The 22671-nt window shown below is 68.1% G+C and carries 20 protein-coding genes and 2 pseudogenes; 7 read left to right on the top strand and 15 right to left on the bottom strand.

Going from position 1 to position 22671, the window contains the following annotated elements:
- Window positions 1–59: 59 nt before the first annotated feature.
- From GKZ92_RS05305 to GKZ92_RS05295, 3 genes and pseudogenes are all read right to left on the bottom strand, one after another.
- Window positions 60–1793, bottom strand: a complete 1734-nt coding sequence (locus GKZ92_RS05305; RefSeq protein WP_084813157.1) for an ArnT family glycosyltransferase — start codon at window positions 1791–1793, stop codon at window positions 60–62.
- Window positions 1790–3745, bottom strand: a complete 1956-nt coding sequence (locus GKZ92_RS05300) for a hypothetical protein (protein ID WP_075862929.1) — start codon at window positions 3743–3745, stop codon at window positions 1790–1792. Before GKZ92_RS05300 ends, GKZ92_RS05305 begins: the two co-directional genes overlap by 4 nt.
- A pseudogene (locus GKZ92_RS05295) lies at window positions 3732–5130 on the bottom strand (glycosyltransferase family 2 protein). Before GKZ92_RS05295 ends, GKZ92_RS05300 begins: the two are co-directional and overlap by 14 nt.
- A 536-nt stretch (window positions 5131–5666) precedes the next feature.
- Between GKZ92_RS05295 and GKZ92_RS05290 the strand changes: the two are divergent.
- Complete coding sequence (locus GKZ92_RS05290) at window positions 5667–6932, top strand: HNH endonuclease (protein WP_075862930.1); 1266 nt, start codon at window positions 5667–5669, stop codon at window positions 6930–6932.
- Between the two features lie 104 nt (window positions 6933–7036).
- Here GKZ92_RS05290 and GKZ92_RS05285 read toward each other — a convergent pair whose 3' ends face one another.
- The gene (locus GKZ92_RS05285) at window positions 7037–7936 is read right to left on the bottom strand and encodes an alpha/beta fold hydrolase (RefSeq protein ID WP_196222031.1); all 900 of its coding nucleotides are present in this window, start codon (window positions 7934–7936) and stop codon (window positions 7037–7039) included.
- A gap of 30 nt (window positions 7937–7966) precedes the next feature.
- Between GKZ92_RS05285 and GKZ92_RS05280 the strand changes: the two genes are divergently transcribed.
- On the top strand, window positions 7967–8884 hold the full coding sequence (locus GKZ92_RS05280) for an alpha/beta fold hydrolase (RefSeq protein WP_127963643.1): 918 nt from the start codon (window positions 7967–7969) through the stop codon (window positions 8882–8884).
- Between the two features lie 10 nt (window positions 8885–8894).
- On the opposite strand, the gene GKZ92_RS05275 is transcribed toward GKZ92_RS05280, so the two are convergent.
- The 4 genes from GKZ92_RS05275 to GKZ92_RS05260 form a co-directional block, all read right to left on the bottom strand.
- Window positions 8895–9782 (bottom strand): copper resistance D family protein, encoded by an 888-nt coding sequence (locus GKZ92_RS05275; protein WP_155225055.1) that lies wholly within the window; start codon window positions 9780–9782, stop codon window positions 8895–8897.
- Window positions 9783–9785: 3 nt separating this feature from the next.
- Window positions 9786–10334 (bottom strand): copper resistance CopC family protein, encoded by a 549-nt coding sequence (locus GKZ92_RS05270; RefSeq protein ID WP_155225054.1) that lies wholly within the window; start codon window positions 10332–10334, stop codon window positions 9786–9788.
- The gene (locus GKZ92_RS05265) at window positions 10327–11043 is read right to left on the bottom strand and encodes a YcnI family copper-binding membrane protein (RefSeq protein ID WP_006358273.1); all 717 of its coding nucleotides are present in this window, start codon (window positions 11041–11043) and stop codon (window positions 10327–10329) included. Before GKZ92_RS05265 ends, GKZ92_RS05270 begins: the two co-directional genes overlap by 8 nt.
- 91 nt (window positions 11044–11134) lie before the next feature.
- Window positions 11135–11656: a hypothetical protein gene (locus tag GKZ92_RS05260; RefSeq protein WP_006358272.1), complete on the bottom strand. Its 522-nt coding sequence runs from the start codon at window positions 11654–11656 to the stop codon at window positions 11135–11137.
- Window positions 11657–11743: 87 nt separating this feature from the next.
- On the opposite strand from GKZ92_RS05260, the gene GKZ92_RS05255 reads away from it, so the two are divergent.
- Both GKZ92_RS05255 and GKZ92_RS05250 read left to right on the top strand, forming a co-directional pair.
- Window positions 11744–12604 (top strand): GNAT family N-acetyltransferase, encoded by an 861-nt coding sequence (locus GKZ92_RS05255; RefSeq protein WP_006358271.1) that lies wholly within the window; start codon window positions 11744–11746, stop codon window positions 12602–12604.
- Window positions 12601–13791: an alkaline phosphatase family protein gene (locus GKZ92_RS05250; RefSeq protein ID WP_155225053.1), complete on the top strand. Its 1191-nt coding sequence runs from the start codon at window positions 12601–12603 to the stop codon at window positions 13789–13791. Before GKZ92_RS05255 ends, GKZ92_RS05250 begins: the two co-directional genes overlap by 4 nt.
- Before the next feature lie 4 nt (window positions 13792–13795).
- Here the strand turns inward: GKZ92_RS05250 and GKZ92_RS05245 are convergent, their stop codons facing one another.
- Both GKZ92_RS05245 and GKZ92_RS05240 read right to left on the bottom strand, forming a co-directional pair.
- Entirely contained in the window at window positions 13796–14920 is a 1125-nt protein-coding gene (locus GKZ92_RS05245) for a DNA polymerase IV (protein WP_155225052.1), read from the bottom strand.
- A 40-nt stretch (window positions 14921–14960) separates the two neighbouring features.
- Window positions 14961–15698, bottom strand: a complete 738-nt coding sequence (locus GKZ92_RS05240) for a hypothetical protein (RefSeq protein ID WP_155225051.1) — start codon at window positions 15696–15698, stop codon at window positions 14961–14963.
- A gap of 339 nt (window positions 15699–16037) precedes the next feature.
- Here GKZ92_RS05240 and GKZ92_RS05235 point away from each other — a divergent pair.
- Together GKZ92_RS05235 and GKZ92_RS05230 are read left to right on the top strand one after the other, a co-directional pair.
- Window positions 16038–16724, top strand: a pseudogene (locus GKZ92_RS05235) (DUF4389 domain-containing protein); the annotation flags it as partial.
- Window positions 16702–17262 (top strand): Rv1733c family protein, encoded by a 561-nt coding sequence (locus GKZ92_RS05230; protein ID WP_035753237.1) that lies wholly within the window; start codon window positions 16702–16704, stop codon window positions 17260–17262. The pseudogene GKZ92_RS05235 and the gene GKZ92_RS05230, both read left to right, overlap by 23 nt.
- 20 nt (window positions 17263–17282) lie before the next feature.
- Here GKZ92_RS05230 and GKZ92_RS05225 read toward each other — a convergent pair whose 3' ends face one another.
- The gene (locus GKZ92_RS05225; RefSeq protein WP_006358265.1) at window positions 17283–17666 is read right to left on the bottom strand and encodes a hypothetical protein; all 384 of its coding nucleotides are present in this window, start codon (window positions 17664–17666) and stop codon (window positions 17283–17285) included.
- 62 nt (window positions 17667–17728) lie between these two features.
- Complete coding sequence (gene ppsA / locus GKZ92_RS05220; RefSeq protein WP_155225049.1) at window positions 17729–20041, bottom strand: phosphoenolpyruvate synthase; 2313 nt, start codon at window positions 20039–20041, stop codon at window positions 17729–17731.
- Window positions 20042–20191: 150 nt separating this feature from the next.
- Here ppsA and GKZ92_RS05215 point away from each other — a divergent pair, with 150 nt between their 5' ends.
- Entirely contained in the window at window positions 20192–20737 is a 546-nt protein-coding gene (locus GKZ92_RS05215) for a hypothetical protein (protein WP_230461902.1), read from the top strand.
- A gap of 11 nt (window positions 20738–20748) precedes the next feature.
- Here the strand turns inward: GKZ92_RS05215 and GKZ92_RS05210 are convergent, their stop codons facing one another.
- From GKZ92_RS05210 to GKZ92_RS05200, 3 genes are read right to left on the bottom strand one after another with little or no spacing between them, the layout of a single operon-like run.
- Window positions 20749–21288, bottom strand: a complete 540-nt coding sequence (locus GKZ92_RS05210; RefSeq protein WP_006358262.1) for a flavodoxin domain-containing protein — start codon at window positions 21286–21288, stop codon at window positions 20749–20751.
- On the bottom strand, window positions 21285–22178 hold the full coding sequence (locus tag GKZ92_RS05205) for a universal stress protein (protein WP_075862945.1): 894 nt from the start codon (window positions 22176–22178) through the stop codon (window positions 21285–21287). Before GKZ92_RS05205 ends, GKZ92_RS05210 begins: the two co-directional genes overlap by 4 nt.
- Window positions 22175–22618 carry a hypothetical protein gene (locus tag GKZ92_RS05200; protein ID WP_155225048.1) on the bottom strand — a complete coding sequence of 148 codons (444 nt, stop codon included), beginning with the start codon at window positions 22616–22618 and terminating at the stop codon, window positions 22175–22177. Before GKZ92_RS05200 ends, GKZ92_RS05205 begins: the two co-directional genes overlap by 4 nt.
- Between the last annotated feature and the right edge of the window lie 53 nt (window positions 22619–22671).

The raw sequence follows: 22671 nt of genomic DNA, 5'->3' as shown, positions 1-22671 counted from the left end.
CATCCGTACCTTGACAACTCCACAGTGAAACGCCGATCGGGTTCCGCGGATTCGTGGATTCAGCCACCGTCGATCCGGAAGATCCGGAACTGCGGGGTCCCGCTGGGACTCGTGACGGTCATCTCGAGCGTGGCGATCCCCGCCCCGTCGTCCCACAGCGTCGGATACCGGACGTTGATCGCGTCGAGCCGGCCCAGACCGGTGGGCCGGGGCGGCAGGATGTACTGCACACCCCGTGCCGCAGGTTGATTGAGCTTCGCGAAGAAGTCGAAGTCACTGCGGATGACGAACTGCTCCGGGCTATCGGAGAAGAGCCAGATCCGGGAGATCCCGAAGGTGTCGACCAGAACCGAACCGTCGGGCAGGTTCTGGTCGTCGAACCAGCCGGCGACATTTCGTGACACCTCGCCGAACCAGTAGAACCAGAATCCCGACGGCGGATAGCGGTCCGGCCAGAAAGCCGAGCGCAGCCCGTACTCCTCCTTCCCCAGCGACGGGTTGAGCATCGACGTGGCGGTGACCGGGATCGACGTGGCCAGCACCGCGGCCATGAGGAACGACATCGCTTTGACGTGTAGCGAACGGGAAGACCGGGACTTCCTTGTGCTGCTGCAGTTTCCGGAGACCACTAGGACGGCGACCACGACCAGCGGGGTCGCCGCCATATAGAAGCGGAACCAGCCGAAGGTCGAGCCGAGGATCACGGCCGACATCTGGAACAGCAGGACCGAACCGAACACCACGCCGACCACCGCGGCGTCGAGGCGTCGCGACCGGAGCGCGACCCAACCCACGATCGCCAGAACCGCGGGTAGGAGTGGCTGCATACCGAGCAGGTTGCCAGCGATCACCTGCGCGAGCGGTCCCGCGCCGACGTCCTCGACGGAGATGATGCCGGCCGCGGCCCCCTGAGAAGCGTTGCCGTACTGCGACGAGAACTGGGCGAACGCGCTCCCGTCGAGAAGCCAACCGCACACCGCCCACAGGACGACCGCGAACGCCACCGGCAGTGCGACGATCGTGGCGTCGTGCACCCCGAACGGCACACCCGCTCGCCATGCGGCCCGTCCGGCCCGGCTCCGACTGCGGATGCGCAGGGTCGACACCACGAACACCCCGAGTGTCACCGCCGCCGCCACCGGCAGCGCTTCGTACCGGGTCAGGTAGGCCAATCCCAATGCCACACCGGCGATCACCAGGTCGATGATCGCGAAGCGGTTGATCCAGAGCAGAATTCGACGACACGCCCACAGCAGGAAGAACAGGAACGGCGCCTCGCTCATCCCGATGCCGGCGTAGAGCACGACCATCGGGATCAACGCGAAGGCGGCGACGGCCGACCAGCGCAGCACCGCACCGCATCGGTAGTCGATCGCTATCCGCCGAACCTGCCAACCCGCACCGGCCATGAAGAACGCGCTCATCACCGCCCCCGCGAAACCGACTCCCCGCAGTTCCGGCCACCGGTTCAACGGCCAGTGCGCACTGAGCTCCACCAGGGGGATCTCGACGAGACTCGGCAACGGATTCCACACGAACCCGATGGCCCCCAGGTGCGGGTCACGACTCCAGATCGTGAACGCCGCATTGCCCACCCGACTGCTGGCGTCGGGATTGATGAACCCCACCACCAGATACAGGTAGACGCCCACCGCCAGGTATCCGGCGAGAAGCACGACGAACAGCACTGTCCCCCAACGCTGTTTCGGCGTGAATCGCGCACGGGGTCGGACTGGCATGTCGACCGTGCGGTCCGGGACCGCCGGGGCGCGTTCCGCGGTCGCGATCGTCATGGGGTGCGGTCGTCGTCACGATCGCCAAGGCCCGCGACTCGTCGCCGATACACGGTCGCGCCCGCGGTGACGAGAACGGCGACCGCGATCACCGCGATGCTCACACCCAGCCAGGTCAGCCAACCGGTCCCGACCTGTTCGATCTCGGTGCGCGGACCGTCGGCCCTGATCGACATCAGGTCGGTCTGCCCCGCGCGACCCGCGACGAGCACAACCCCGCGGAGATTGGCGAGCTCGCCTTCCTGCTCGTCGAGGAACGCGAAGATGGAGTCGACCAGGCCCCAGGACCCCGACGTGCTCACCAGCACAACGCTCCTCGAGTTCTGGGCGAAAGCCTGGATCGTGCCCAGCCCGTCGGGGATCGTGATCCGCACCTGCGCGGGGAGGTCGACGAGGGTCGCCGCGTCCTCGGTGTTGATCGGTGGGTCGAGGGCCTCGGCGTTCGCCGCATCCGCGACCACGAGGGCACCTGTACGGCTGGAGACCGCCTGCTCGATCGGCACCAGAACCGGCGACAGCGCCACCGCCGACGACCGCTGCACCGATGCGATGAGTTGTGCCGCGGCGTCGAGCTGGCCCGGGTCGGTGCCGTCGAGCGCGACCTGGACCGTCGGTTGGCAGCCCAGCGGGATCGACGAGAAGCCGCCCAACCGAACCGGTGTCGTGTCGCTCGACGCGGTCGACGACGGATCGATCTGGAAGGTCATCAGGACGCTCCGCGGGTTGCACGCCCCGGGTGCCGGTTCGTAGGAGATCCCGAACTCGAGTGGTTCGTTGGCCGCCACCTGCGCGGCCGGGATGCTGAACCGGATGTCGAGTGTGCCCGACGCGTCGAAGACGCTCGTCTGCAGCACCTCACCGCCGCTGACCGCCAGTACGCTGGCGCGCTCGTTCTGCACCACCGGCGTGTAGCGGGCGAGCAGGTGCACGTTGACCCGGCCGGGTCTCCCCAGGGACAACGCGGTCGGATCGAAACCCGGTACCAGCGTGGCGGTTCCGAGGACATCGGCCGTGAGCCGGTCGGAGAACTGCCCGAACGTCACTGTGTCCGAACCCTGGATGTTGCGGTCCGCACCGGACTCCACCACCGCACTCGACGTCTGCGTCAGGCCGGTGAGACCGGCACGGAACAGCACGACCTGATCCGGCAGCGAGGACCGATCGCCGCTGACGACGAGCGTCGCGTCCGGCCCGCCCGCACCGTCGAGCCGGATGCTTCCGGGACCGCTCTGCTCACGCACCACAACAACGCGAGTGAGCGGGTCCGTCGCACGCGGCAGCGGTCCGTCCGGGGTGTCGACGACGTCGATCGAGACCCGTTGCGGCCGGTAATGATCGGCGATCGCGGCGACCAGCCCCAGCGTGGTGTGTGCTGCCGCGGGACTCGGATTCCGTGGCGCGTAGACGGTCACACCGCTGATCACCGATCCGAAGACGTCGGCGATGGCGCCGGGCACCTGCGCGGCACCGGCGAAAGACACCGCGAGGTTCGTGAGAGCGACGTCGGGGTCGGGGCCGCAGACGGCGTCGGCGTCGTTGGTGCGCAGGGTCAACCGGAGGTCGGCGCGCCCCATGACGACCGGGACCTGCGTCAACGGTACGGAGAACGGCGTACTGAGCTGCTGCGGACCGAATTGCGGGACGTCGATGGTGCCGATGACCGTTCCGTCGCCCCGCGCCACCTGCACGAACGAGTTGCTCACGTTGGTCGCCGAGGCGACCACACCGGTCAGCCGCGTCGGCGCCATGCCCTCGGGCACCGGGACACTCACGCTCACCGGGGCATCCGTCGCGTCGATCTGCACGGACGTCCCGAGACCGAGCTGGCGCCACCCCAACGTCGTCGACGCGTCCGGCACGGCAGCCGCCGGAGCGGCGACGGCCCCGCAGGCGACGACGAGCGCCATCGCACCCCACAAGCGGAGCAGGCGAGCACTTCTACGGCTGGACATTTCCGGCCCCTTTCGACGGACGCGAGACTCCCGGCATGGCGGACAGGCCGTGCACGGTCTTCTCCCAGTAGGACGGCTTGTAGACGAGCTGCGCCATACTCTTGACCGCGGCCATCGACTGCAGGAACCAGTAGCCGGGCACGAGCAGAGCAGCAGCGAGCAGATACGGCTTGCCTCGCGTACGGGCGGAGACCACGCCGAGCAGAACGGTCGCGAGATTCCCCACCGTGAACATGAAGAGGCACAGGTAGAACACCGGGCCCGGGAAAAGTCCGCGCATGAAATCGGGTTTGCCCGCGAACCACCAGCAGCAGCGCCCAGAACGCGAGGTTGAGAGTGTTGGCGATCGGCATCCCCGCCGTCAGGTTCGCGATTCGCAGCGTCGGCACCACCCCGAGCTCACGGACCATCGCGGTGGGATGCCGGGTATGCACCAGGAAGGTCTGGAGATAGCCCTTGTACCACCGGGATCGCTGACGGACCCAGTTCACCACGTCGGCGTTCGCCTCCTCCTCGGTCAACGAGTCCAAGACCACCGTGCGATATCCGAAGCGCGCGAGGCGGATACCGAGGTCGGCGTCCTCGGTGACGTTGAAGGCATCCCAGCCGCCCACCTCCCGCAGCACCTCGGTGCGGATGTGATTGGACGTACCGCCCAGGGGGATCACACATTTCGACGCACTCAGCGCGGGCAGCATGTACGAGAACCACTGGTCGTACTCGATGGCGAACCACCGGGTGAGCAGGTCGTCCCGTTCGTTGAAGTAGCCGAGGCGGGCCTGGACGGAGGCAACGTCGGGCGCTTCGGCCGCGAACACCGCCGCGGCGCGTCGGAGCTGCAGCGGATCGGGGATGTCCTCGGCGTCGTAGATGGTGACGAGCTCGCTGCGCTCCGACGGCAGGCTCATCGCGTGATTGCAGGCCTTGGGTTTGGTGCGGGGCTCACTCGGCGGCACGAGGACCGGGGTGATGCCGGCGAGGTCGGCATCCGCGATGGCGTCGAGGGTCGCGTGATCGTCACTCTCCAGGACCAGCAGGATGTCGAGTTTGTCTGCGGGATAATCGATCTGACCGACGCCGACGACGAGATTGGCGACGATTTCCGGTTCGCCGTACACGGGGAGCAGAACCGTGTACACCGGCAGCTCGGCGTCGGGGATGGCGCGGGCCTCCTCGTCGGACACCCTGATGACGCCGCGTCCGGACATACCTCGGGTGACGAGGACGAACTTGTCGACACTGGAGATCACGAAGTAGACGGCACAGATGCTCAGGACCGCCGACAGGGCTGTGCGCCAGTCGATCACGAAGCCCCCGGCGACCATTCCGGCCACGATCAGCAGACCCACCCGCTGGACCCGGCTCAGCGGCCGACGCGCCGACATGTCGTCGGGCAGCGTCGTCGTGGCGCGACCCTGGTCGAGGTCGGTCACCGCGTGGTGCTCTCGCTGGAACGGACGATCTGCCAGGCGAGGCCGGTCAACGCTGTATCGACGGCGTCGACGGTGGAACCCTGATCGGCAGGTCGACGATCACCACCGCGGATGAGCCACCCGATGGGTTCGACAACGGTCGTCGAATAGCTCGGCGGTTGCGCTCAGATGCGCGGAATCTGTTGCGTGTGAGGTTTCTGTTCACCGGCGGTGCGGCGATCCTTCATGTGGCCGAAAGAAGCTGGCACGCGGGTTTTTTGGCCAGGCCAGAGGCTGTGGAGAAACCTGACAGTCGAACGTACGTTCGTGTACAAAGGAGTCATGTCTCGATTCGAAGAGCCCATCTACTGACGAAGAAGCCGATCGAGAATCTTGTCAGACCCCTGATGTAGAAATGAAGACAACGAAGTCGTAAGACCGAGCAGTAGTCAATGACGTTCCCACCCCACCTGATTCAGATCCTCTTGAGAGGGAAGAAGGTTGCTGTCATGACCGACTCCGATACGGCCGACGCCGCGGCGCTGCTCGAAGCTATATTCGACCAGCTCACCGAGGTCACCCCACCCGCCGACGACCCAACCGGCGCAAAGACTTTCGCCCAGATCGAGTGGATCCGACTGATCCGCAACGCAGCGGACCACCAACTCGGCTCGCACACAGCCAATCTCGATGTGCTCGGGGTGCCCGAACGACACGGCTCCACCACCAAGCGACTGTTGATCGAGATGGGTTTCCCACCCGCGGTCGCCACACGCTCGGTGCGTATCGCCGGCAGTCTCGGGGCGCTGGGCAAGGTCGAGGCGTGCGCTGCCGACGGGCGCCTCTCGGGTGAGATCGTCGATGCCGTCGTTCGGGGAATCGCCACGATCGAGAAACGGTCACCCACAAAGCTTTCCGACGACGACCGAACGGTCTACGAAACCGAACTCCTCACCCAAGCCCTGTCCGGTGCCACACCCACCGAGATACAGAAACATGCCCAGACCATCGGCAACACCATCGCCGACGACGAGGGCGGCATTCCCGCGTCCGACGACCGATCCCTGGACACCCTGTCACACAGCGTGACCGACGACAGTCGCGTCGAGATCCACGCCAACGTGACCCAGGCCGTCGGCGAGAAGTTCATCGCCATGATCGACGAACGCTCTGTACCGCGTCCCGAGCCCGACGGCGCCGACGACCGACGCTCCCCCGATCAACGACGCGTCGACGCCCTCGAGATCCTCCTCGACCAAGCAGCACAAGGTGCATCCCAGGACAGCATCGGTGCACCACGTACCCAGACCCTGTTGACCATCCCCGCCGACGGTGGTGATCCCGCCTTCCTGCCCTGGACCGGGTCGGTCACCCAGGCCACCGCGCAGAAACAGTCCTGCGACGGCACGATCACCGAGATCATCATCAACGGAGAGACCGTGCCCCTGGCGATGGGTCGCGAACGACGCCTGTTCCCAGCACATATCCGCAAAGCCATCATCATCCGCGACCGATGCTGCATCAGCTGCGGCGCACCACCCTCGCACACCCAGGTCCACCACATCCAACACTGGTCCGACGACGGCGACACCGACCTCGACAACGGCTGCCTACTCTGCCAACGGTGCCACACCCGGGTCCACCACAACGGCTGGGACATCATGATGGGCTTCGACCGCCACCCGTGGCTGATCCCGCCCGCCGACATCGACCCCCGACGCCGACCCCTACCCGCCTACAACCGACGCACCATGCGACTCGACGACGCCGCCTGACACAGACTCACGCGCAGCACCTTCCGCACCCGGTGATCAACCGGGACCGCGTTCGATCATTGACAAGTCCATAGTGAAACTGGGCCTCCCGCGTGGCGCGGCGGTCACCCCGCGGACGAACCCTCCACCGCTGCATGGGTGCTCACCGCGTCGAGGGCTTCGGTGAACGGCGGGATGAAGAACTTCGCACCGAGTACGCAGCAGGCGTGGCCACCGTCGACCTCGAAACGCTGCGACCCGGGGATGCCGTCGAGCAGCAATTGCTGGCGTTCCGGTTCGACGACGCGGTCGCGGGTGGACACGACGACAGCGGTCGGGACATCGATCTCGTGGAGCCAACTGCGGGAGTCGAACTGCCCCAGACCGTTTCCGAACTCACCGAGGTGCGACAGCGGCGTCGAGAAGAACTGCCGCAGCGCCCAGATGGATGTGTGCGACGTCGTCTTGTTGAGGCTTTTCTCGGAGACACGCGGGAGCATCCGGTACAGCGGCGCCAGGATGCGGCCGGTCCGTTCCGACGACCTCCGGTGCTTGGGGTCGTTGGTGCTGAAGAACGGGCCCGTCGAGCAGAGCACGAGTCCCGACACCCGCTCGGGGTGCCGACGCCACGTCAGCTGGGCGATGCCGCCGCCCATGGAGAAGCCGGCGGCGACGAAGCGATCGATGCCCAGGACGTCGGCGACGGCGACGACGTCGTCGGCGCAGTCCCGGAGGTCGAAGGTCTCGGACTCGATGCCGCGGCCGTGCCAGCGAGCGTCGAGGGTGATCACCCGGTAACGGTCGTTGATCGCCGGGATCGTCGGGTACCAGCACAGCAGGCCGGTGGTCAGCACCGAGTGGAGCAGGAACACCGCCGGGGCGTCGCGGGGTCCCGAATCGGTGACGAAGGCGCGTCCCCGGCCGGGCAGGTCGAGCATCTGACCTCTGGGTATGTCCGTGGCCGGGTGGGGCGAGAAGACATGGCGGACTGCTCTGGCGGTGCCGTTGAGAAACTCGGGGATCACGCATACAACGCTACGTGAGATGCTGGTCACATGATCGACATCGCCCGTCCGAAAATCGAGGGGTCGATCGCCGTGGCCGACGGTGATCGTCGCATCGGGTTCGCCGAATACGGATCAGCTACCGGACGGGCCATCATCTGGCTCCACGGGACGCCCGGCGCTCGCCGCCAGATCCCCGTCGAAGCTCGTGGATATGCCGCTGAGCGGGGGGTTCGCCTGATCGGGCTGGACCGACCGGGCGTCGGGTCGTCGACGCCGCACCGGTACGAGAACATCGCCGCCTTCGCCCCCGACCTCGAGACCGTGCTCGAAGCACTCGGTATCGACGAGTTCGCCATCATCGGCCTCTCCGGCGGCGGACCGTACACACTCGGAGTGGCGCACGCGATGCCCGACCGGGTGGTCGCCGCAGGCATCCTCGGCGGCGTCGCCCCGACCGTCGGACCCGACCGCATCCCCGGCGGGGCGATGAAGCTCGGCTCGTTCCTGGCGCCGGCGGTCGATGTCGCGGGGGCGCAGATCGGGCAGATCGTGAGCACCGCACTCCGCTTCGCACGACCGATCGCCGAACCCGCCATCACCGTCTACGGTCACTTCTCCCCTCAAGCCGACCGAGAGCTGCTGGCGCGCCCCGAGTTCCGGGCCATGTTCCTCGACGACCTGCTCCACGGCGGGCGCCGCGCGATGGAGGCACCGTTCGCCGATGTCGTCGTCTTCGCCAAGGACTGGGGATTCCGCGTCTCCGACGTCGGAGTGCCCGTGCGCTGGTGGCACGGCGACCACGACCACATCATCCCGTACGCACACGGCCAGCACATGGTGTCGTTGCTCCCCGACGCCAAGCTGTTCGAGCTGCCCGGCGAGAGCCACCTCAGCACGCTGCACATGGCCACCGACATCATCGACGAGCTGCTCGCGATCTGGGATCAGTCGCGGGCGTTGAAGTAGGGCGCGTCCGTCAGGGTGCGGTCGCCGACAATCCGGCGGCCAGACCCAGCACGGCGGCCATCAGCATCAGTTCGACGACGGCGTTCCGGATGGACGCGGTCTCGGTCTGGCGATGGCGCTCGACGGCAGGCACCCAGCGTCGTCGATGCCAGGCGGCGACTCCCACCAACGCCGCCAGCATCACGACCTTCGCCACCAGAATCCGCCCGTAACCGGTGGTGACCAGTGCCGACAGACCGTCGATCTCGGTCAGTGCGGCGACCACGCCGGTCACCGCGATCACCCCGACCGCCCACGGCGCCCGCTGCGAGAAAACCGGCAGGCTGCGCGCCCACCCGGACCGGCCGCGCACGGAGAGGACCATCGCGGCGAGCAGTCCGCACCACCAGGCGGCGGCCAGCGCATGCGCGCCGACGAGGAACGGGCCGATGGCGTTGTTGCCGGCGTGACCGGCGATCGCGGTGGCCAGCACACCGATCGCTGCGAGCGCTCCGACCACCAGAACCGGGACCTCGACGGCGGTCAACAGGTCGAGTACCGCCCACATGACGATGAGCAAGCCCGTGACCAGCGCGACCATCTCAGAGGCACCGGAGGTCAGGACCTCACCGAAGTCGGCGGCACTCACGTCGAACACGTCCTTGCCGGACCTGTCAGCGGTACGCACCCAGGCGCTGATCAGCGTCGCCACCACCCAGACACCGGCGAGCGCACCGATCCAGGTCGACGCCGGTTCGGCGTCGACCGTCGGCAGCAGCCCGAGGCCGAGTACCACGACCGAGACGCCGAGCGCGAGGGTCGCGGGCAGTGCGACCGTGTCGGGTCCGTCGGGGCGGGCGAGCAACCAGCTCACCAGCAGTCCGGCGAACAGGACCGGCACACCGGCCACGACCCTCACGCGTCAGCTCCGAGTCTTGGGACGGGTCAGCCAGAACACGATTCCAAGACCCAGCACCAGGACCACGACGGCGCCGACGATGAAGTACCACACCGGGATTCCGTCGTCGGATTGATCGGCGGAGGCGTCGGCGAGCGGGCCCGGTTCGCCGTTGCCGGCGACCGTCAGCTCGAAGCTGCGCTGCCCGCTGATGACGTGTCCGTCGGCGGAGGTCACCCGGTAGTTGATCGTGTACTTTCCGGTCGGTCCGAGTTCCCGCACGCCGACGCTCACCTTGCTGCCGTCGACGTTCGGGTCGCCGGACTGCCAGAAGTGATCGTCGGGTCCGACGACGTTGAGCACCGCATACGCGGACTGGATGCCCTCGTTGAAGGTCAGCGTGACGGTCTGCGGACCGGCGGGCAGCCTCGCACCGTCGGCGGGGTCGGAGGAGACGAGCCGCGAATGCGCCGAGGCGGCGGGCGCCGACCAGGTACCGACCAGGCCCAGGCACGCCAGCGCGGCCAAGGTCAGCAGGATGGACCGGCTCAGCGGCATCACGCGCTTACGCATTGCCGCGACCGTTGCGTCGGACCACCATCAGCGCCGCGACACCGAAGACGGTGCCCAGCGCGCCGACGACCAGTCCGATGCCGCCGAGCCAGCGGGCTGCGGAGTCGGCCTGGGCGGTCTCCGCCGTTTGCGACGCAGCCGCGTCCGTGGTCTCGGGGGCGGCGTGGTGCTGGCCGTGCCCGGCCTCGCCCACGGGGATGGTGATCATCGGTGCGGGCTTCTCGGGCTCGGTGCCGTCGGCCGGGGTCGGCTGGTTCCAGTCGGCCTTCTCACCGTCGGCGTAGGTCTGCAGCGTCGGCAGTTCGACGGTCTCCTGCTCGGGGAAGGGACCGCCGGCGAAGCTGAACTGCGCGAACTGTCCGACGGGGATGCCCGGCGAACCCGGCTCGGCGGTCCAGGTGAGTTCGGTGACCAGGTCGTCCTTCTTGGTGACGACGGTCTTCCATCCGGCCATCACCTCCGGGCGGGCCGACTTCAGACCGGGGAGGGTGACCCGGATCGACGTCGTCGGCGCCACCTCGGACTCGTTGGGGACGACCAGGTTGACCACGCCGTACCCGCCCTGGGTCACGGTCGGGGCGTTGGCGCTGACATGCGCCGATGCCGCGCCCGCGCCGGTGAGGGAGGAGACGCCGACGACGGCGGCAGCGGCGGCGGGAAGGACGAGACGGCGGGCGACCGTGGCCCGCGACGAGACAAGCTTCTTCATCTGGATTCTTTTCTCAAGAGTTCGGACATTCGATGCGTAACGCGCGCACGACAGCACCGAACCGTCGCGGGTTCGGTGTGGCGGCGCGGCGTCAGAGTCCGAGCGGAGGTCCGCGAACACCGGTGCCGCCGACGGCGGGACCGGCGACAACAGCGGGTTGAGTCCAGAAGACCGGGCGCGCACCGGGCACGCGCAGTACGGCGGGCGGGGTGAGGAACGCGAAGACCGACCCGATGACGGCCAGCAGCTGCGCACCGACGACGATCAGTACCGCGCTGAGCGGTATCGCGACGAAGTGCGTCAGCAACATCGGCAGCGCGGGGGCGTCGTGGGTGACGTGCGCGGCGTCGGCGGCGAGCGACCAGTGGCTCGCGACCTGCGCGGCAGTCAGGACGCCGACGGCCGATGCAGCAGCCGGGACCAGGCGTCGGCCCCGGGTCGCCAGCTGCAGGAGCATCGCCGCGGCCACGCCGATCGCGACGGTGAGAACCACACCGCCCGAGCTGAGCGCATGTCCGCCGGCTGCACCGTGCGCGGCGATCGCGACGGTGGGCACCACACCGGCCGCGGCGACGCGCGTGAACGCGTCGGGCGTGCGGACGGTGGGTGACATGGCCCCCATCCTAAGGAGTGGGTCCGGGTCGGACGGAGTCGCCCAACCCGGCCAACTCCCGCCGGACGCGGTGAAACAATCGAGGACATGTCGCATTCACCGGCTCCTGTCGAGGTACGCCCAGCTGGATTCGGTTCCGTCGAGGTTCGCGAGCTGTCCTCCCCCGACGAACTCGAAGAACTGATGCGGGTCTTCGACGACGTCTGGCGACCCGACCCGACGAGACGCCCGGTGGGCATCGACATGCTGCGGGCGTTGTCGCATTCGGGCAACTACGTCTCCGGCGCCTTCATCGGTGATCACCTGGCCGGTGGAAGCGTGGCGTTCCTGTCGGCACCGGCCGGTGAGGCCCTGCACAGCCACATCACCGGGGTCTCCCGACGCGGCCGCGGCCACCATGTGGGTTACCTGCTGAAGATGCATCAGCGGCAGTGGGCGCTGGCACGTGGACTCACGACGATCACGTGGACCTTCGATCCGCTGGTCGCGCGCAATGCGTATTTCAACATCACCAAGCTGGGCGCCGAGCCCATCCACTACTACGAGGACTTCTACGGCGAGCTCGGTGATGAGTTGGGCGGCGGCGTGGACTCGGATCGGGTGTTGATGTCGTGGGCGCTGCACGACGAACTGCCCAGCAGCGTGGACGGCGTCGGAAGTGTCGAGGCGCTGATCGCCGGCGGTGCGGTGCCGGTGATCGACGATTCCGATCGGTCGCGTCCGGTCGCCCATCACGAGCGGTTGGACCCCGACGCGACAGTGGTGGTGGCGTTGCCGCGGGACGTCGAAGCGATGCGGGTGAGTCATCCGCTCGACGCGGCGCGGTGGCGGATCGTGCTGCGGGATGCGATGTCGCCGTTGCTTCTCGAGGGTGATGCCCGACGGTCGGTGCGGTTTCTGCGGTCGGGTCACTACGTGTTCGGTCCGGCGGGCTCGGGGGTGCGGTGAGCGGCGAACTGACTCCCGACGAACTGACACCCGCCGACTGGGGGCGGTACCCGCACACTCTCGCCGACGTTCTGCCGGCAGCGTCGGTCGCCCTGAGCGTTTCTGACAGCGCGGATCTCGTTGTGCCTCCGGGCGATTCGGTGGTGGTTCTGCTGATCGACGGACTGGGCGCGACGCTGCTCGAGGAGTACGCGGAGTTCGCGCCGACCCTGCGGGAGCTGACCGCGACCACTCTGCGTGCGGGATTCCCGGCGACGACGGCGACCAGCATCCTGAGTCTGACGGTCGGCGCACCCTGCGGCGTGCACGGGATCATCGGCTACAGCTTCCGGCCCGACGACGACTGCCGGACACGGGGTTCCCGACGGGTGCTGAACTCGCTGCGCTGGAGTCTCGATGACGCGCAGGGACCGTCGGCGCTGGTCACCTATCCTCCTGCGCTGGTTCGTACACATCCCGGGAGCCTGGAAACGCTTGCCGACAAAGGTGTTCGGGTGACGTACGTGATGCCCGGCGAGTTCCGCGGGTCCGGCCTGACCCTGGCGGCGTTCCGCGCGCCCGGCCAGTACGTACCGGCAGTGACGCCCGACGGGGTGCGCGACGGCGTCGTGGCGGCGGTGCGGGGACACAGTCGCCATCGTCGGTTCGTCTACGCCTACTACAGCGAGTTGGACATGGCGGGACACATCCACGGCCCGGGGTCGTCGGCGTGGCTGGAGAAGCTCCGGCTCGTCGACCAGCTGGTGGCCGAGCTCGCCGCGGAGTTGCCGTCCGGCACAACACTGCTCGTCACCGGCGATCACGGCATGATCACTGCCGACCGCGCCATCGACATCGACACCGCGCCAGGGCTTCTCGAGGGTGTCGACGCCGTGGCCGGCGAGGCGCGAGCGCGGCATGTGTACGCGACGCCCGGTGCTGCCGACGACGTGCTGAAGGCATGGTCGGGGCATCTGGGCGATGCCGCACACGTCGTCTCGCGCGAGCAGACCCTCGACGAGGGCTGGTTCGGCCGCGAGGTGACCGATGCGGTGGCGAATCGGATCGGGGATGTGGTCGCGGTGGCTCGGGAATCGGTCACGTTGACGCGGTCGAAGAACGAGACGATGGAGTCGATGATGATCGGCCACCACGGCGCCTGGACGGCCGCCGAACAGCTTGTGCCACTGCTGGTTGCGCAGGGATAGTCAGTCAGTTCTCCTCGTCGGTCACCAGGTCGAGGCGCACGCCGAGGAGACGGACCGGGTGATCGATGTCGAACTTGGTGAGCAGGTCGGCGACCACCGCTTCGAGCTGGTCGAAGTCGAGACTCGGCGCAGGGAGTTTCCGGGACTTGGTGCGCGTGTAGAAGGTCGTGGTCCGGACGGTCACCGCGACGCGGAACGGTAGGCGTTCCTCGGCGATCACCTGATCGAGCAGCTCACGCAAGAGTTCGGCGGCCGCGGTACGCATCTCGGACGGGTCCGCGATGTCGGTGGCGAAGGTCCGAGACTTGGAGTGCGACCGGGCGAGCCACGGTTCGGCGGTGATCGTCGAATCCCCGCCGCCGCGGCACAGGACGTACAGCCAGTTGCCCTGGTGCGGACCGAAGGTGGCGATCAGATCGTCGCGAGGTGCGGCGATCAGGTCGTTGACGGTCTCGACGCCGGTGGCGGCGAGTTTGGCCGACGTCTTCGGTCCCACGCTCCACAGGTCGCGAGTCGGCCTCGCCCCCATCAGGTCCAGCCAGTTGCGGTCGTCGAGCAGGAACACGCGCGGCGCACCCACGCCGTCGTCGGGTGTGGCGCCGGGCGGCCGCTTGGCGAAGCCGGTGGCCATCTTGGCGCGCTGCTTGTTGTCGCTGATGCCGACGCAGCTCATCAGGCCGCACCGGTCGAGGATCTCGTGCCGGACCCGTTCGGCGAAGTCGACGATGCCGGCGTCGTCGAACTCCTCGACCTCGGCGCCCCGCACGCCGACGCCGAGGTACGCCTCGTCCCAGCCCCACACCTCGACGGGGTGGCCGGTTCCGCGCAGCACGTCCATGACGTCGGCCGATGCGGCGTCGTACGCCCCCATGTCCAGCGGGAGGTACACCGCATCGGGCAACTTCTTGTAGGCAGCACGCAGCGGCATCCCGGCCCGCACGCCGACGTCCCGCGCTTCATACGACGCGCAGGTCACGACCTTGCGGGCCTCGGTCGGGTCGCCGTTGCCGCCGACGATGACCGGGACACCGACGAGCTCCGGACTGCGCAGTCGTTCGACCGAGACCTGGAACTGGTCGAGGTCGACGTGCAACAGCCACCGGTAGCGTTGCGAAACCGACGTGGTCACCCCGTCAGGGTAACCACGGACCGGCGATCAGACGGCGCCGTCAGACAGCGATACGGACGTCGATCTCGCCGAGTCCCACGCCTCGGCACGACGAGCGCAGCGAATGCGGGTTGTAGCGCAGCACCGACAAGCCGCGCTGCGTCTCAGTCGACCAGCCGGCGAACGACGCACTGGCCTCGGCGATGAACCCGGTCAGTTCCGCGATCGACGGCTCGTCGAGCGCGGCCACCGCGTGGACGAGCACCTTCTCGAGCAGCGCACGGTCGCGGTGCAGCGGTGGCGGCACCAGATTGAGTGCGGGGGAAGCGGTTCCGCAGTTCGTCGGATCGGTCAGGGCATGCACCGCGACGACCAGGAAGGCCAGCGAGACGATCGCCCGCGAGGCGGGATCCCCGAGGCGACCCGGATATGACTGGATGATGTGGCACACCTGCACCGGCCGCGGCGGGGTGACGCCGACGGCCTCGGCCCGGCTGGGCTCGAGGAGCCCCAGCGCAGCCATCGCCTCTTGATGTGCGGACGAAATGGTTTCCGCGGCAAGCGCATCCGCATGCATCCGCCGCAGTTGGGCGACGATCGCCTGATGGCGTCGCGCCGCCTCGTCGATCTCCCGAACCCGATGTTCGGTCAGCCCGAAAGTCGACGAATAGTGGGTCAGCGCCTGATATCCGGGCAACACGATGTGTTGCTCGATGGCGATGGCTTCGGCGATTGCCGACGGTTCGAGAAATTTCCTGGTGCTGCGCTTAGACGCGCGCGCCGAGAGAGTACTGGTCAACTGAGCCCTCCACACACGTAGACCACAAATGCTCCGGCGTGGAATCTGCCCACCCCGGTGTCGACCCCCTACGCCCCGAGCACCCCCTTCGATGCCGTTAACGAAGCGCACGATCACCATAGCTGGAATTACGGAAAAGTGTGAGTCGAACGACTGATGATGCGAAGAATCGGTCATTCCGGAACACCGACGAATGCGTATTGGGCCCTATTACCCAGTCGCGGTCGGCACATCGACCCTCTACACACCACCGAAGACCCTTCCTTTCCCGGGCCCGGCGGGTTTCACTCGATTCAGAGGGCTTCGACGGGAGGACTCGAGACGATGCACGCAGTGACGCTGACCGGACATCTCGACGAACCGCTGTCGCGATGGCTCTGGCTGCTCAAATGGTTGCTGGCGATCCCGCACTTCCTGGTCCTGGTCGTGCTGGACATCGCGTTCTTCTTCGGCACGGTCGTGGCCGGCTTCGCGATCCTGTTCACCGGCCGCTATCCGCGCGGACTGTTCGACTTCAACGTGGGTGTCATCCGCTGGAACTGGCGCGTCGCCTTTTACACGCACTCCGCGTTGGCCACCGATCGGTATCCGCCGTTCGCGCTGCGCCGAACCGACTATCCCGCCGACTTCGACGTCGTCTATCCCGAGCGATTGTCGCGCGGCCTCGTGCTGGTGAAGTGGTGGTTGCTGGCGATCCCCCACTACCTGGTCCTCGCGGTGCTCGCCGGCGGATGGCTGGGCGGGCCGCTGGCCGTCGGCTACGCGGCACAAGGCGACGACGGCCGTCTGACCATCGCGCCCGTGCTGGCCTTCGTGGTGTTCTTCGCCGCAGTCGCGCTGCTCTTCACCGGCACCTACCCGCGCGGGCTGTTCGACTTCGCGATGGGCATCAATCGCTGGCAGTACCGGGTGTGGGTGTATGCGGCGCTGATGTGTGACGAGTACCCACCCTTCCGGCTCGATCAGGGCGGGGACGAACCGACCACCTCGACAGGAGTCCGCGATGTTGCGGTTCCTCGCCCGTGAACTGCACAGCTGGCGGCTGATGCACGCTTCGTCGAACCGGCTGGTCCGGCCGCTGGATCGGCTGGAAACCACTGTGCTGCTGGCTCTCTGCGTGTCGGCGCTGGCAGGTCTACTCGCCGCCCTGACCGTCGGCGGCAACACCTACGCGGCACACAAAGCCGCCGCCGAGGTCCAGGGACCGCGGCATTCGGTGAGCGCCACCGTCATCACGACTCCGAAGCAGGACGACAGCCCGACGATCGTCGCCTGGCGGCGGCCCGACGGCGCACGCCTCACCGCCGCCGTGGACTCCGAACGGCAGGACCGCGTCGGCCGGGTCCGCCTCATCTGGCTCGACGACGAGCAGCGCGTCGCGGACCCGCCGGTCACCCACACCGACGCCGTCGTCGAGGGCGTCATGGCGGGGCTCGGCGTCGTGATGCTGACCGCCATGGGCTGGTGGGGGCTGGTCTTGCTGGTCCGGGCGGCCGCCGACCGGCACCGGATGCGTCGATGGGAGGCCGAGTGGCTCGAGTTGGACATCGACAGCCACCGGTGAGATTCCGCGGAACCTCCTGCTCAGCCGTCTTCGGCGTCCTCGAGGTCCCGCGTCGACAACCATGCCTGCGAATCGTCGATGCCGACCTGTGGCGGCAGCGGAGGTACGCGGGTCCCGAACACCTCGTGCGTGAGTTTGCTCAGGGCCCGGCATTCCTCCGCCCAGGACATCCGGCCGGCCGGGGTGGTCTCGTAGGTTCGACGCCCCGGGTACCCCGCCGATGCCTCTCGGACACCGACGAGCCCGCGTCCGACGAGTTCGTTCAGAACCGACCGGAGCTCGCGCGACTGGAGGCGGTAGCCGCGGCGATGGAGTTCGTCGAGCATCCGATGGTCTGACGCGTCTTCGTTCAGGCCGATACCCAGGATGTGGACACGAATGGCGGCGCGCTCAACAGCTCTCATCTGCCATCCTCCCTTCATTCTCCGAGACCGCCGCGATGGTGGGGCAGACAAACATCCGACACCTACCGTCCGGGTGCGTCGAGGACGGCTTCGACGAGCAGTCGCTGTTCGGCGCGGGCGACGTGCAGACGGGTCGTGGCGATGGCGTCGGGATTGACCGACACGGAGGTGATCCCCATCCGCACGAGGCGCTCGGCGAAGTCCGGGTTGGTCGACGGCGCCTGCCCGCACAGCGACGAGGTGATCCCGCAGCGGCGGGCGGTGGAGATGATCGTCGCGATGGCGTCGAGGACGGCCGGGTCGCTGCCGTCGAACAGTTCGGCGCAGGATTCGGAGTCGCGGTCGACGCCGAGGATCAGCTGGGTGAGGTCGTTGCTGCCGATCGACACCCCGTCGATGCCGGCCTCGACGTATTCGGGGAGCCAGTACATCACCGACGGCACCTCGGCCATCACCCAGCGATGCAGGCCGCGTTGGCGTCCGAGCGGACTCTCGTCGATGAGTTCGAGGCAGCGTTCGAGTTCCCAGCGGGTCCGGACGAAGGGCAGCATCACGTGCAGATTGGGGTGCGTCTCCCGGGCCCGCGCGAGCGCCGCGAGTTCGAGCCGGAACACCTCGGGCTCCGAGACGTACCGATAGCAGCCGCGGAAGCCGATCATCGGGTTGCGTTCCTCGGGTTCGAACTCCTGCCCGCCCTCGAGTCCGCGGAACTCGTTGGTGCGCAGGTCGGTTGTCCGGTACACCACCGGCCGGGTGCCGAACGGACCGGCGATGCGTCCCAGGGCGTCCGCCATGGCCGAGATGGCCGCCTCGGTCTCGCCGGCGGCGATGACCGCACGCGGATGACGCCCCGACAGCGCCTCGGTCAGCATGAATTCGGCGCGGAGCAGACCCACGCCGTCGACGCCGGTCGCGCCGACCTCGGCGGCGTGCTCGGGCGACCCGAGGTTCACGTAGATCTTGGTCGCCGTCACCACCGCCGGCTGCCCCTGCGCCCCCGATGACGCCGAGACCTCGGTGACCGTGGCCCGCTGCGGTGCGACGCGACCGGACCTGACCTCACCGGAGCCACCGTCGACCGTCACCACCGATCCGGCCGTGAGAACCTTGGTGCCCGTTCGGGTTCCGACGATGCACGGGACGCCGACCTCGCGGGCGACGATCGCGGCGTGACAGGTGATCCCGCCGCGATCGGTGACCACGGCCGAGGCGCGGCGGATGGTCGGCAACCAGTCGGGGTCGGTCATCGGCGCGACGAGCACCTCGCCGTCGATGAGTTGGTGCCCGTCACGCGGGGAATGCAGGATGCGGACCTCGCCGCTGGCGATGCCCGGGGCGGCGGCGAGACCGCGGAGCAGAACCGGCTTCGACGACTCGTCCGAGGTGTCCACACCGGTGGTGATCGGCCGGGACTGGACGATCCAGATCCGGTGCTGCGGATCGATGGCCCACTCCATGTCCTGCGGGCGCGCGTAATGACGTTCGGCTCGCAGCGCCATCCGCGCGATCGTCTGGACGGTCGTCGGGTCGATGACCGGCGTGGTCCTCCCGGGCGCCACCGGCTCGCGGCGGTCGTGACCGTCGCTGCCCCGCACGATCCGGAATTCCTGGTTGCCCATGCTGGTCTCGAGAACCGAACAGTCCGCCCTCGCGACCAGGAAGGTGTCGGGGGTGACCGCACCGGACACCACCGCCTCGCCGAGTCCTTCGACGGCTTCGACGACGAGATGGTCGAGATCGCCGGTGACGGGGTCGGCGGTGAAGACGATCCCGGCGACCTCCGAGGACACCATCTTCTGCACCACCACCGCCATGAGCGGATCCGAGGACAGACCCTTCTCAGCTCGATAGGAGACGACCCGCGGGGAGAACAGCGACGCCCAGCACCGCACGATCGCACCCAGCAGCTCGTCGGCGGAGCCGACATTGGTGAAGGACGCGTTCATGCCCGCGAACGACGCATCCTTGCCGTCCTCCCCGACCGCCGACGACCGCACCGCCACGTTGGCGCCAGACCCGTTCCCGCCGGACCCGTTCGGGCCGGCATCCGAGTCGAGGCTCCGGTAGGCGGCGAGCACCTCGTCGACGATCCTCGGGGTGATGCCGACCTTGGTGACCATCTCGGCCATCCGGCGGCTCAGGTCGGCGAGCCGGGCATCGTCACCGACCGCCGACAGGGCCTCGCGATGGGTGGCGACCAGGTCCTCGTGCACCCCGCCGTCCCGCATCGACTCCGCGAACGCGTCGGCGGTCAGCGCGAAACCGTCGGGGACCGGCAGTCCGGCCGTGACGAGTTCTCCCAGGTTGGCCGCTTTGCCGCCGACCACCATCATCTGCTCGAGTCCCAGCTCCGCGAAGGTCAGTACATGCCTCATACGCTCACCATTCTCTTCTTGCGGCGCGAGCCCTAGTGACCAACGGCGACGACCGAGATGACCAAGGTCTCTTCGTCGTGGTGCGTGCGCGGCGTCGAATGGCTGTGTCGGGTCCCCGCGGAGGTGCCGACCGGAAGAACGGTGCATGAGATGTCCACCCCACAACCGCTCCCGTGGCCGCAGGCGCTGAGCGCCTTCGGACGATGCCTGGTGGACGTCGTGCGATCGCTACGGCAGCGGCGACTGCATCAGCCGTCGGCGAACCTCGGTCGCGTCATCGCCTTCGCCGATGGCACGCAGGCCACCGTCTACCGGGAGACCGTTCACGACAACGGCCCGGTCACCGAACCGGTCAGCCTCATCGTCGCCTTCCAGTTGCGCGGGGTGGGAGGCAACCGGGTCGCACATCGACTGTTCCGGCTCGAAAGCGCTTGCAACACGGTCTTGTTCGCCGGATTCGACGGATTCGTGTCGAAACTGTGGATGACGGCCGACCACAAGCACATGTACCGGGGCGTCTACGAGTGGGACGGCTACGACAGCGCGGTCGACTACGTGCGTGCCCTGTGGTGGCCGCTGATGGTCGTGAGCCGCCGGGACTCCATCCGCTTCCACGTCGTCGGCGAGAGCACGCGCGCATCACTGCTCGACGGCGCTCATGGTGATTCAGATGGGTCGTGGTGGCAACCGGTGTGATCCGCCGCGGCTCACCGGTTGTCGTCGACGATCTGCCGACACCAGTGATCGACGTCGCCCCAATCCCGGGCGTCTCCGTAATGGCCGCCCATGAGACGGAACACGATCCGGCCGACGCCCGGCCAGTCGCCCTTGGCGATGGCCCCGGCGAACTTCCGATGATCCCGCAGGGTCCCGCTCGCCTCGATTGCCGCGACCGCTCGCGGCAGCGGAGTGCGTGGCCGGAGGAAGCGCGCCACCCGCGGTGACAGGAAGGTGGAGGTCTCGCCGACCGAGGAGACCGAGAACGCCCACACGGGGCCGTCGCGTTCGTTCGCCACCATCTCGGCGAAGCGCTCCGCCGCGGAGAGCCACTGGCCGTTGTGGATCGCGCTGCCGATGACGAGATGGTCGGCACCGATGGCGGTGTGGTCCGGCGGACCGGCGGCGGTGAGATCGCACAGATGAACCGTGGCGCCGGCGGCACGCAGACCGTCGGCGACCCGGTCGGCGATCTCCTTCGTCGATCCGTTCGCGCTCGCGTAGGCGACCACGGTGCGCTTAGCCCTCACCACGACCTCCGCGTCAGGGGGGCGGTGTGGGTGACCATCACCGGGCACTGCGCGACCTGCAGGACAGCCCGGCTGGTCGATCCCAGCAGCAGACCGCGGATTCCGCCGCGGCCGCGTGTGCCCACGACGACCAGCTGAGCGGTCTCGGCGGCATCGACGAGAGCATCGGCGGGAGAACCGATCTCGACCCGGCGCTCGATCTTGACGTCCGGGTAGTCCTCCGGGTACCCGGCGAGCTGTTCGCCCAGCAGCTCCTCCGCCTCGTCCCGGAGCTGCCGGATGATCTGGTGCTGGTCGCCGTAGAACGCGGTGCCGGAGAAGCCGCCGAACGTGTGCACCGCGAGCAGCGACGTCTGCAGCAGGTCGGCCTGCCGGAAGGCGTGACCGATCGCGGCGGTGGAGGTCGGCGAACCGTCGACGCCGACCACCACGGGCCCGGCGGTCGGTGTTGGGCCGCCGACGACGATGACCGGGCATTCGGCGTGGATCGCCGCGTCATTGCTCACGGAACCGAGCAGCAATCCGCGGACGCCGCCGACGCCGCGCCTGCCCACGACCAGGCTGTGCGCCTGAGCGGACGCGTGCCGGAGCGCGAGCACCGGCGAGCCGCCGACGACCGTGCCGTCGACCGGCACATCGGGGGCCGTCTCCTTCGCCACCGCCGTCCCGGCCTCGACCGCGCGCCGGGCATCGGACTGCATCGCCTCGACGACGACATCCGACGTCATCATCGCGGTCGGCGCGTACGCCCCCGGGAAGATGCCGACCGCGGACAGCACGCGCAGCGGACGGTTTTCGCGGGATGCGGCCGCCGCAGCCCAGCGGACGGCCATCAGTGCACAGTCGGAGCCGTCGACTCCGACGACGATCGGTGCGGTCGAATCGGTCATGGTGATCTCCTTCGTAGAGCGGTCTGCACGATGACGACGACCATCGCGATCGCGGTACCGGCGATACCCACGGCGAGCACGACGCGCGCGACCGTCGACCAGGGAATCCCGGAGTCGCCGAAGTCGAATGGGAAGACCTGCGAGAGACGGACCAGCGCAATGAGCCCGAACGTGTCGATGGCGAGTTCACCGATCATCTCGACGATCGGCGGGTCGGCGATGAGGTACATGGCGTTGGCGACGATCCCGGCGACCAGCGCGGCGACGACCCAGCCGATGATGCGGCCGAAGTCGTCGGTGAGGAACGGAACCGACTCCCAACCCGGCCAACCGAGAAGGGCCACCAGCAGTACGGCGTTCACGGCGATACTCACCGAGTAGCCGACTTGCCTGCGCCGGGCGTCGACCCGATGGTCCGACAACGACTTCGAGGTGGTCACGGCTGCTCCGAGGGGTCGACGACGCCGGCACCTCTCATGGTGGTCGCGGACCC

This window comes from Gordonia sp. 135 (assembly GCF_009720185.1).
GTDB classification, from domain to species: Bacteria; Actinomycetota; Actinomycetes; order Mycobacteriales; family Mycobacteriaceae; genus Gordonia; species Gordonia alkanivorans.
Note: the sequence above shows the minus strand (reverse complement) of the source record. Positions and strands in the feature narration are given on the sequence as shown.

Excerpts from the sequence above, each read along its gene's own strand:
- GKZ92_RS05305 (WP_084813157.1), bottom strand. The coding sequence starts at position 1,793 with ATGACGATCGCGACCGCGGAACGCGCCCCGGCGGTCCCGGACCGCACG.
- GKZ92_RS05300 (WP_075862929.1), bottom strand. The coding sequence starts at position 3,745 with ATGTCCAGCCGTAGAAGTGCTCGCCTGCTCCGCTTGTGGGGTGCGATG.
- GKZ92_RS05290 (WP_075862930.1), top strand. The coding sequence starts at position 5,667 with ATGACCGACTCCGATACGGCCGACGCCGCGGCGCTGCTCGAAGCTATA.
- GKZ92_RS05280 (WP_127963643.1), top strand. The coding sequence starts at position 7,967 with ATGATCGACATCGCCCGTCCGAAAATCGAGGGGTCGATCGCCGTGGCC.
- GKZ92_RS05270 (WP_155225054.1), bottom strand. The coding sequence starts at position 10,334 with ATGCGTAAGCGCGTGATGCCGCTGAGCCGGTCCATCCTGCTGACCTTG.
- GKZ92_RS05265 (WP_006358273.1), bottom strand. The coding sequence starts at position 11,043 with ATGAAGAAGCTTGTCTCGTCGCGGGCCACGGTCGCCCGCCGTCTCGTC.
- GKZ92_RS05260 (WP_006358272.1), bottom strand. The coding sequence starts at position 11,656 with ATGTCACCCACCGTCCGCACGCCCGACGCGTTCACGCGCGTCGCCGCG.
- GKZ92_RS05255 (WP_006358271.1), top strand. The coding sequence starts at position 11,744 with ATGTCGCATTCACCGGCTCCTGTCGAGGTACGCCCAGCTGGATTCGGT.
- GKZ92_RS05230 (WP_035753237.1), top strand. The coding sequence starts at position 16,702 with ATGTTGCGGTTCCTCGCCCGTGAACTGCACAGCTGGCGGCTGATGCAC.
- GKZ92_RS05225 (WP_006358265.1), bottom strand. The coding sequence starts at position 17,666 with ATGAGAGCTGTTGAGCGCGCCGCCATTCGTGTCCACATCCTGGGTATC.
- ppsA (WP_155225049.1), bottom strand. The coding sequence starts at position 20,041 with ATGAGGCATGTACTGACCTTCGCGGAGCTGGGACTCGAGCAGATGATG.
- GKZ92_RS05215 (WP_230461902.1), top strand. The coding sequence starts at position 20,192 with ATGTCCACCCCACAACCGCTCCCGTGGCCGCAGGCGCTGAGCGCCTTC.
- GKZ92_RS05205 (WP_075862945.1), bottom strand. The coding sequence starts at position 22,178 with ATGACCGATTCGACCGCACCGATCGTCGTCGGAGTCGACGGCTCCGAC.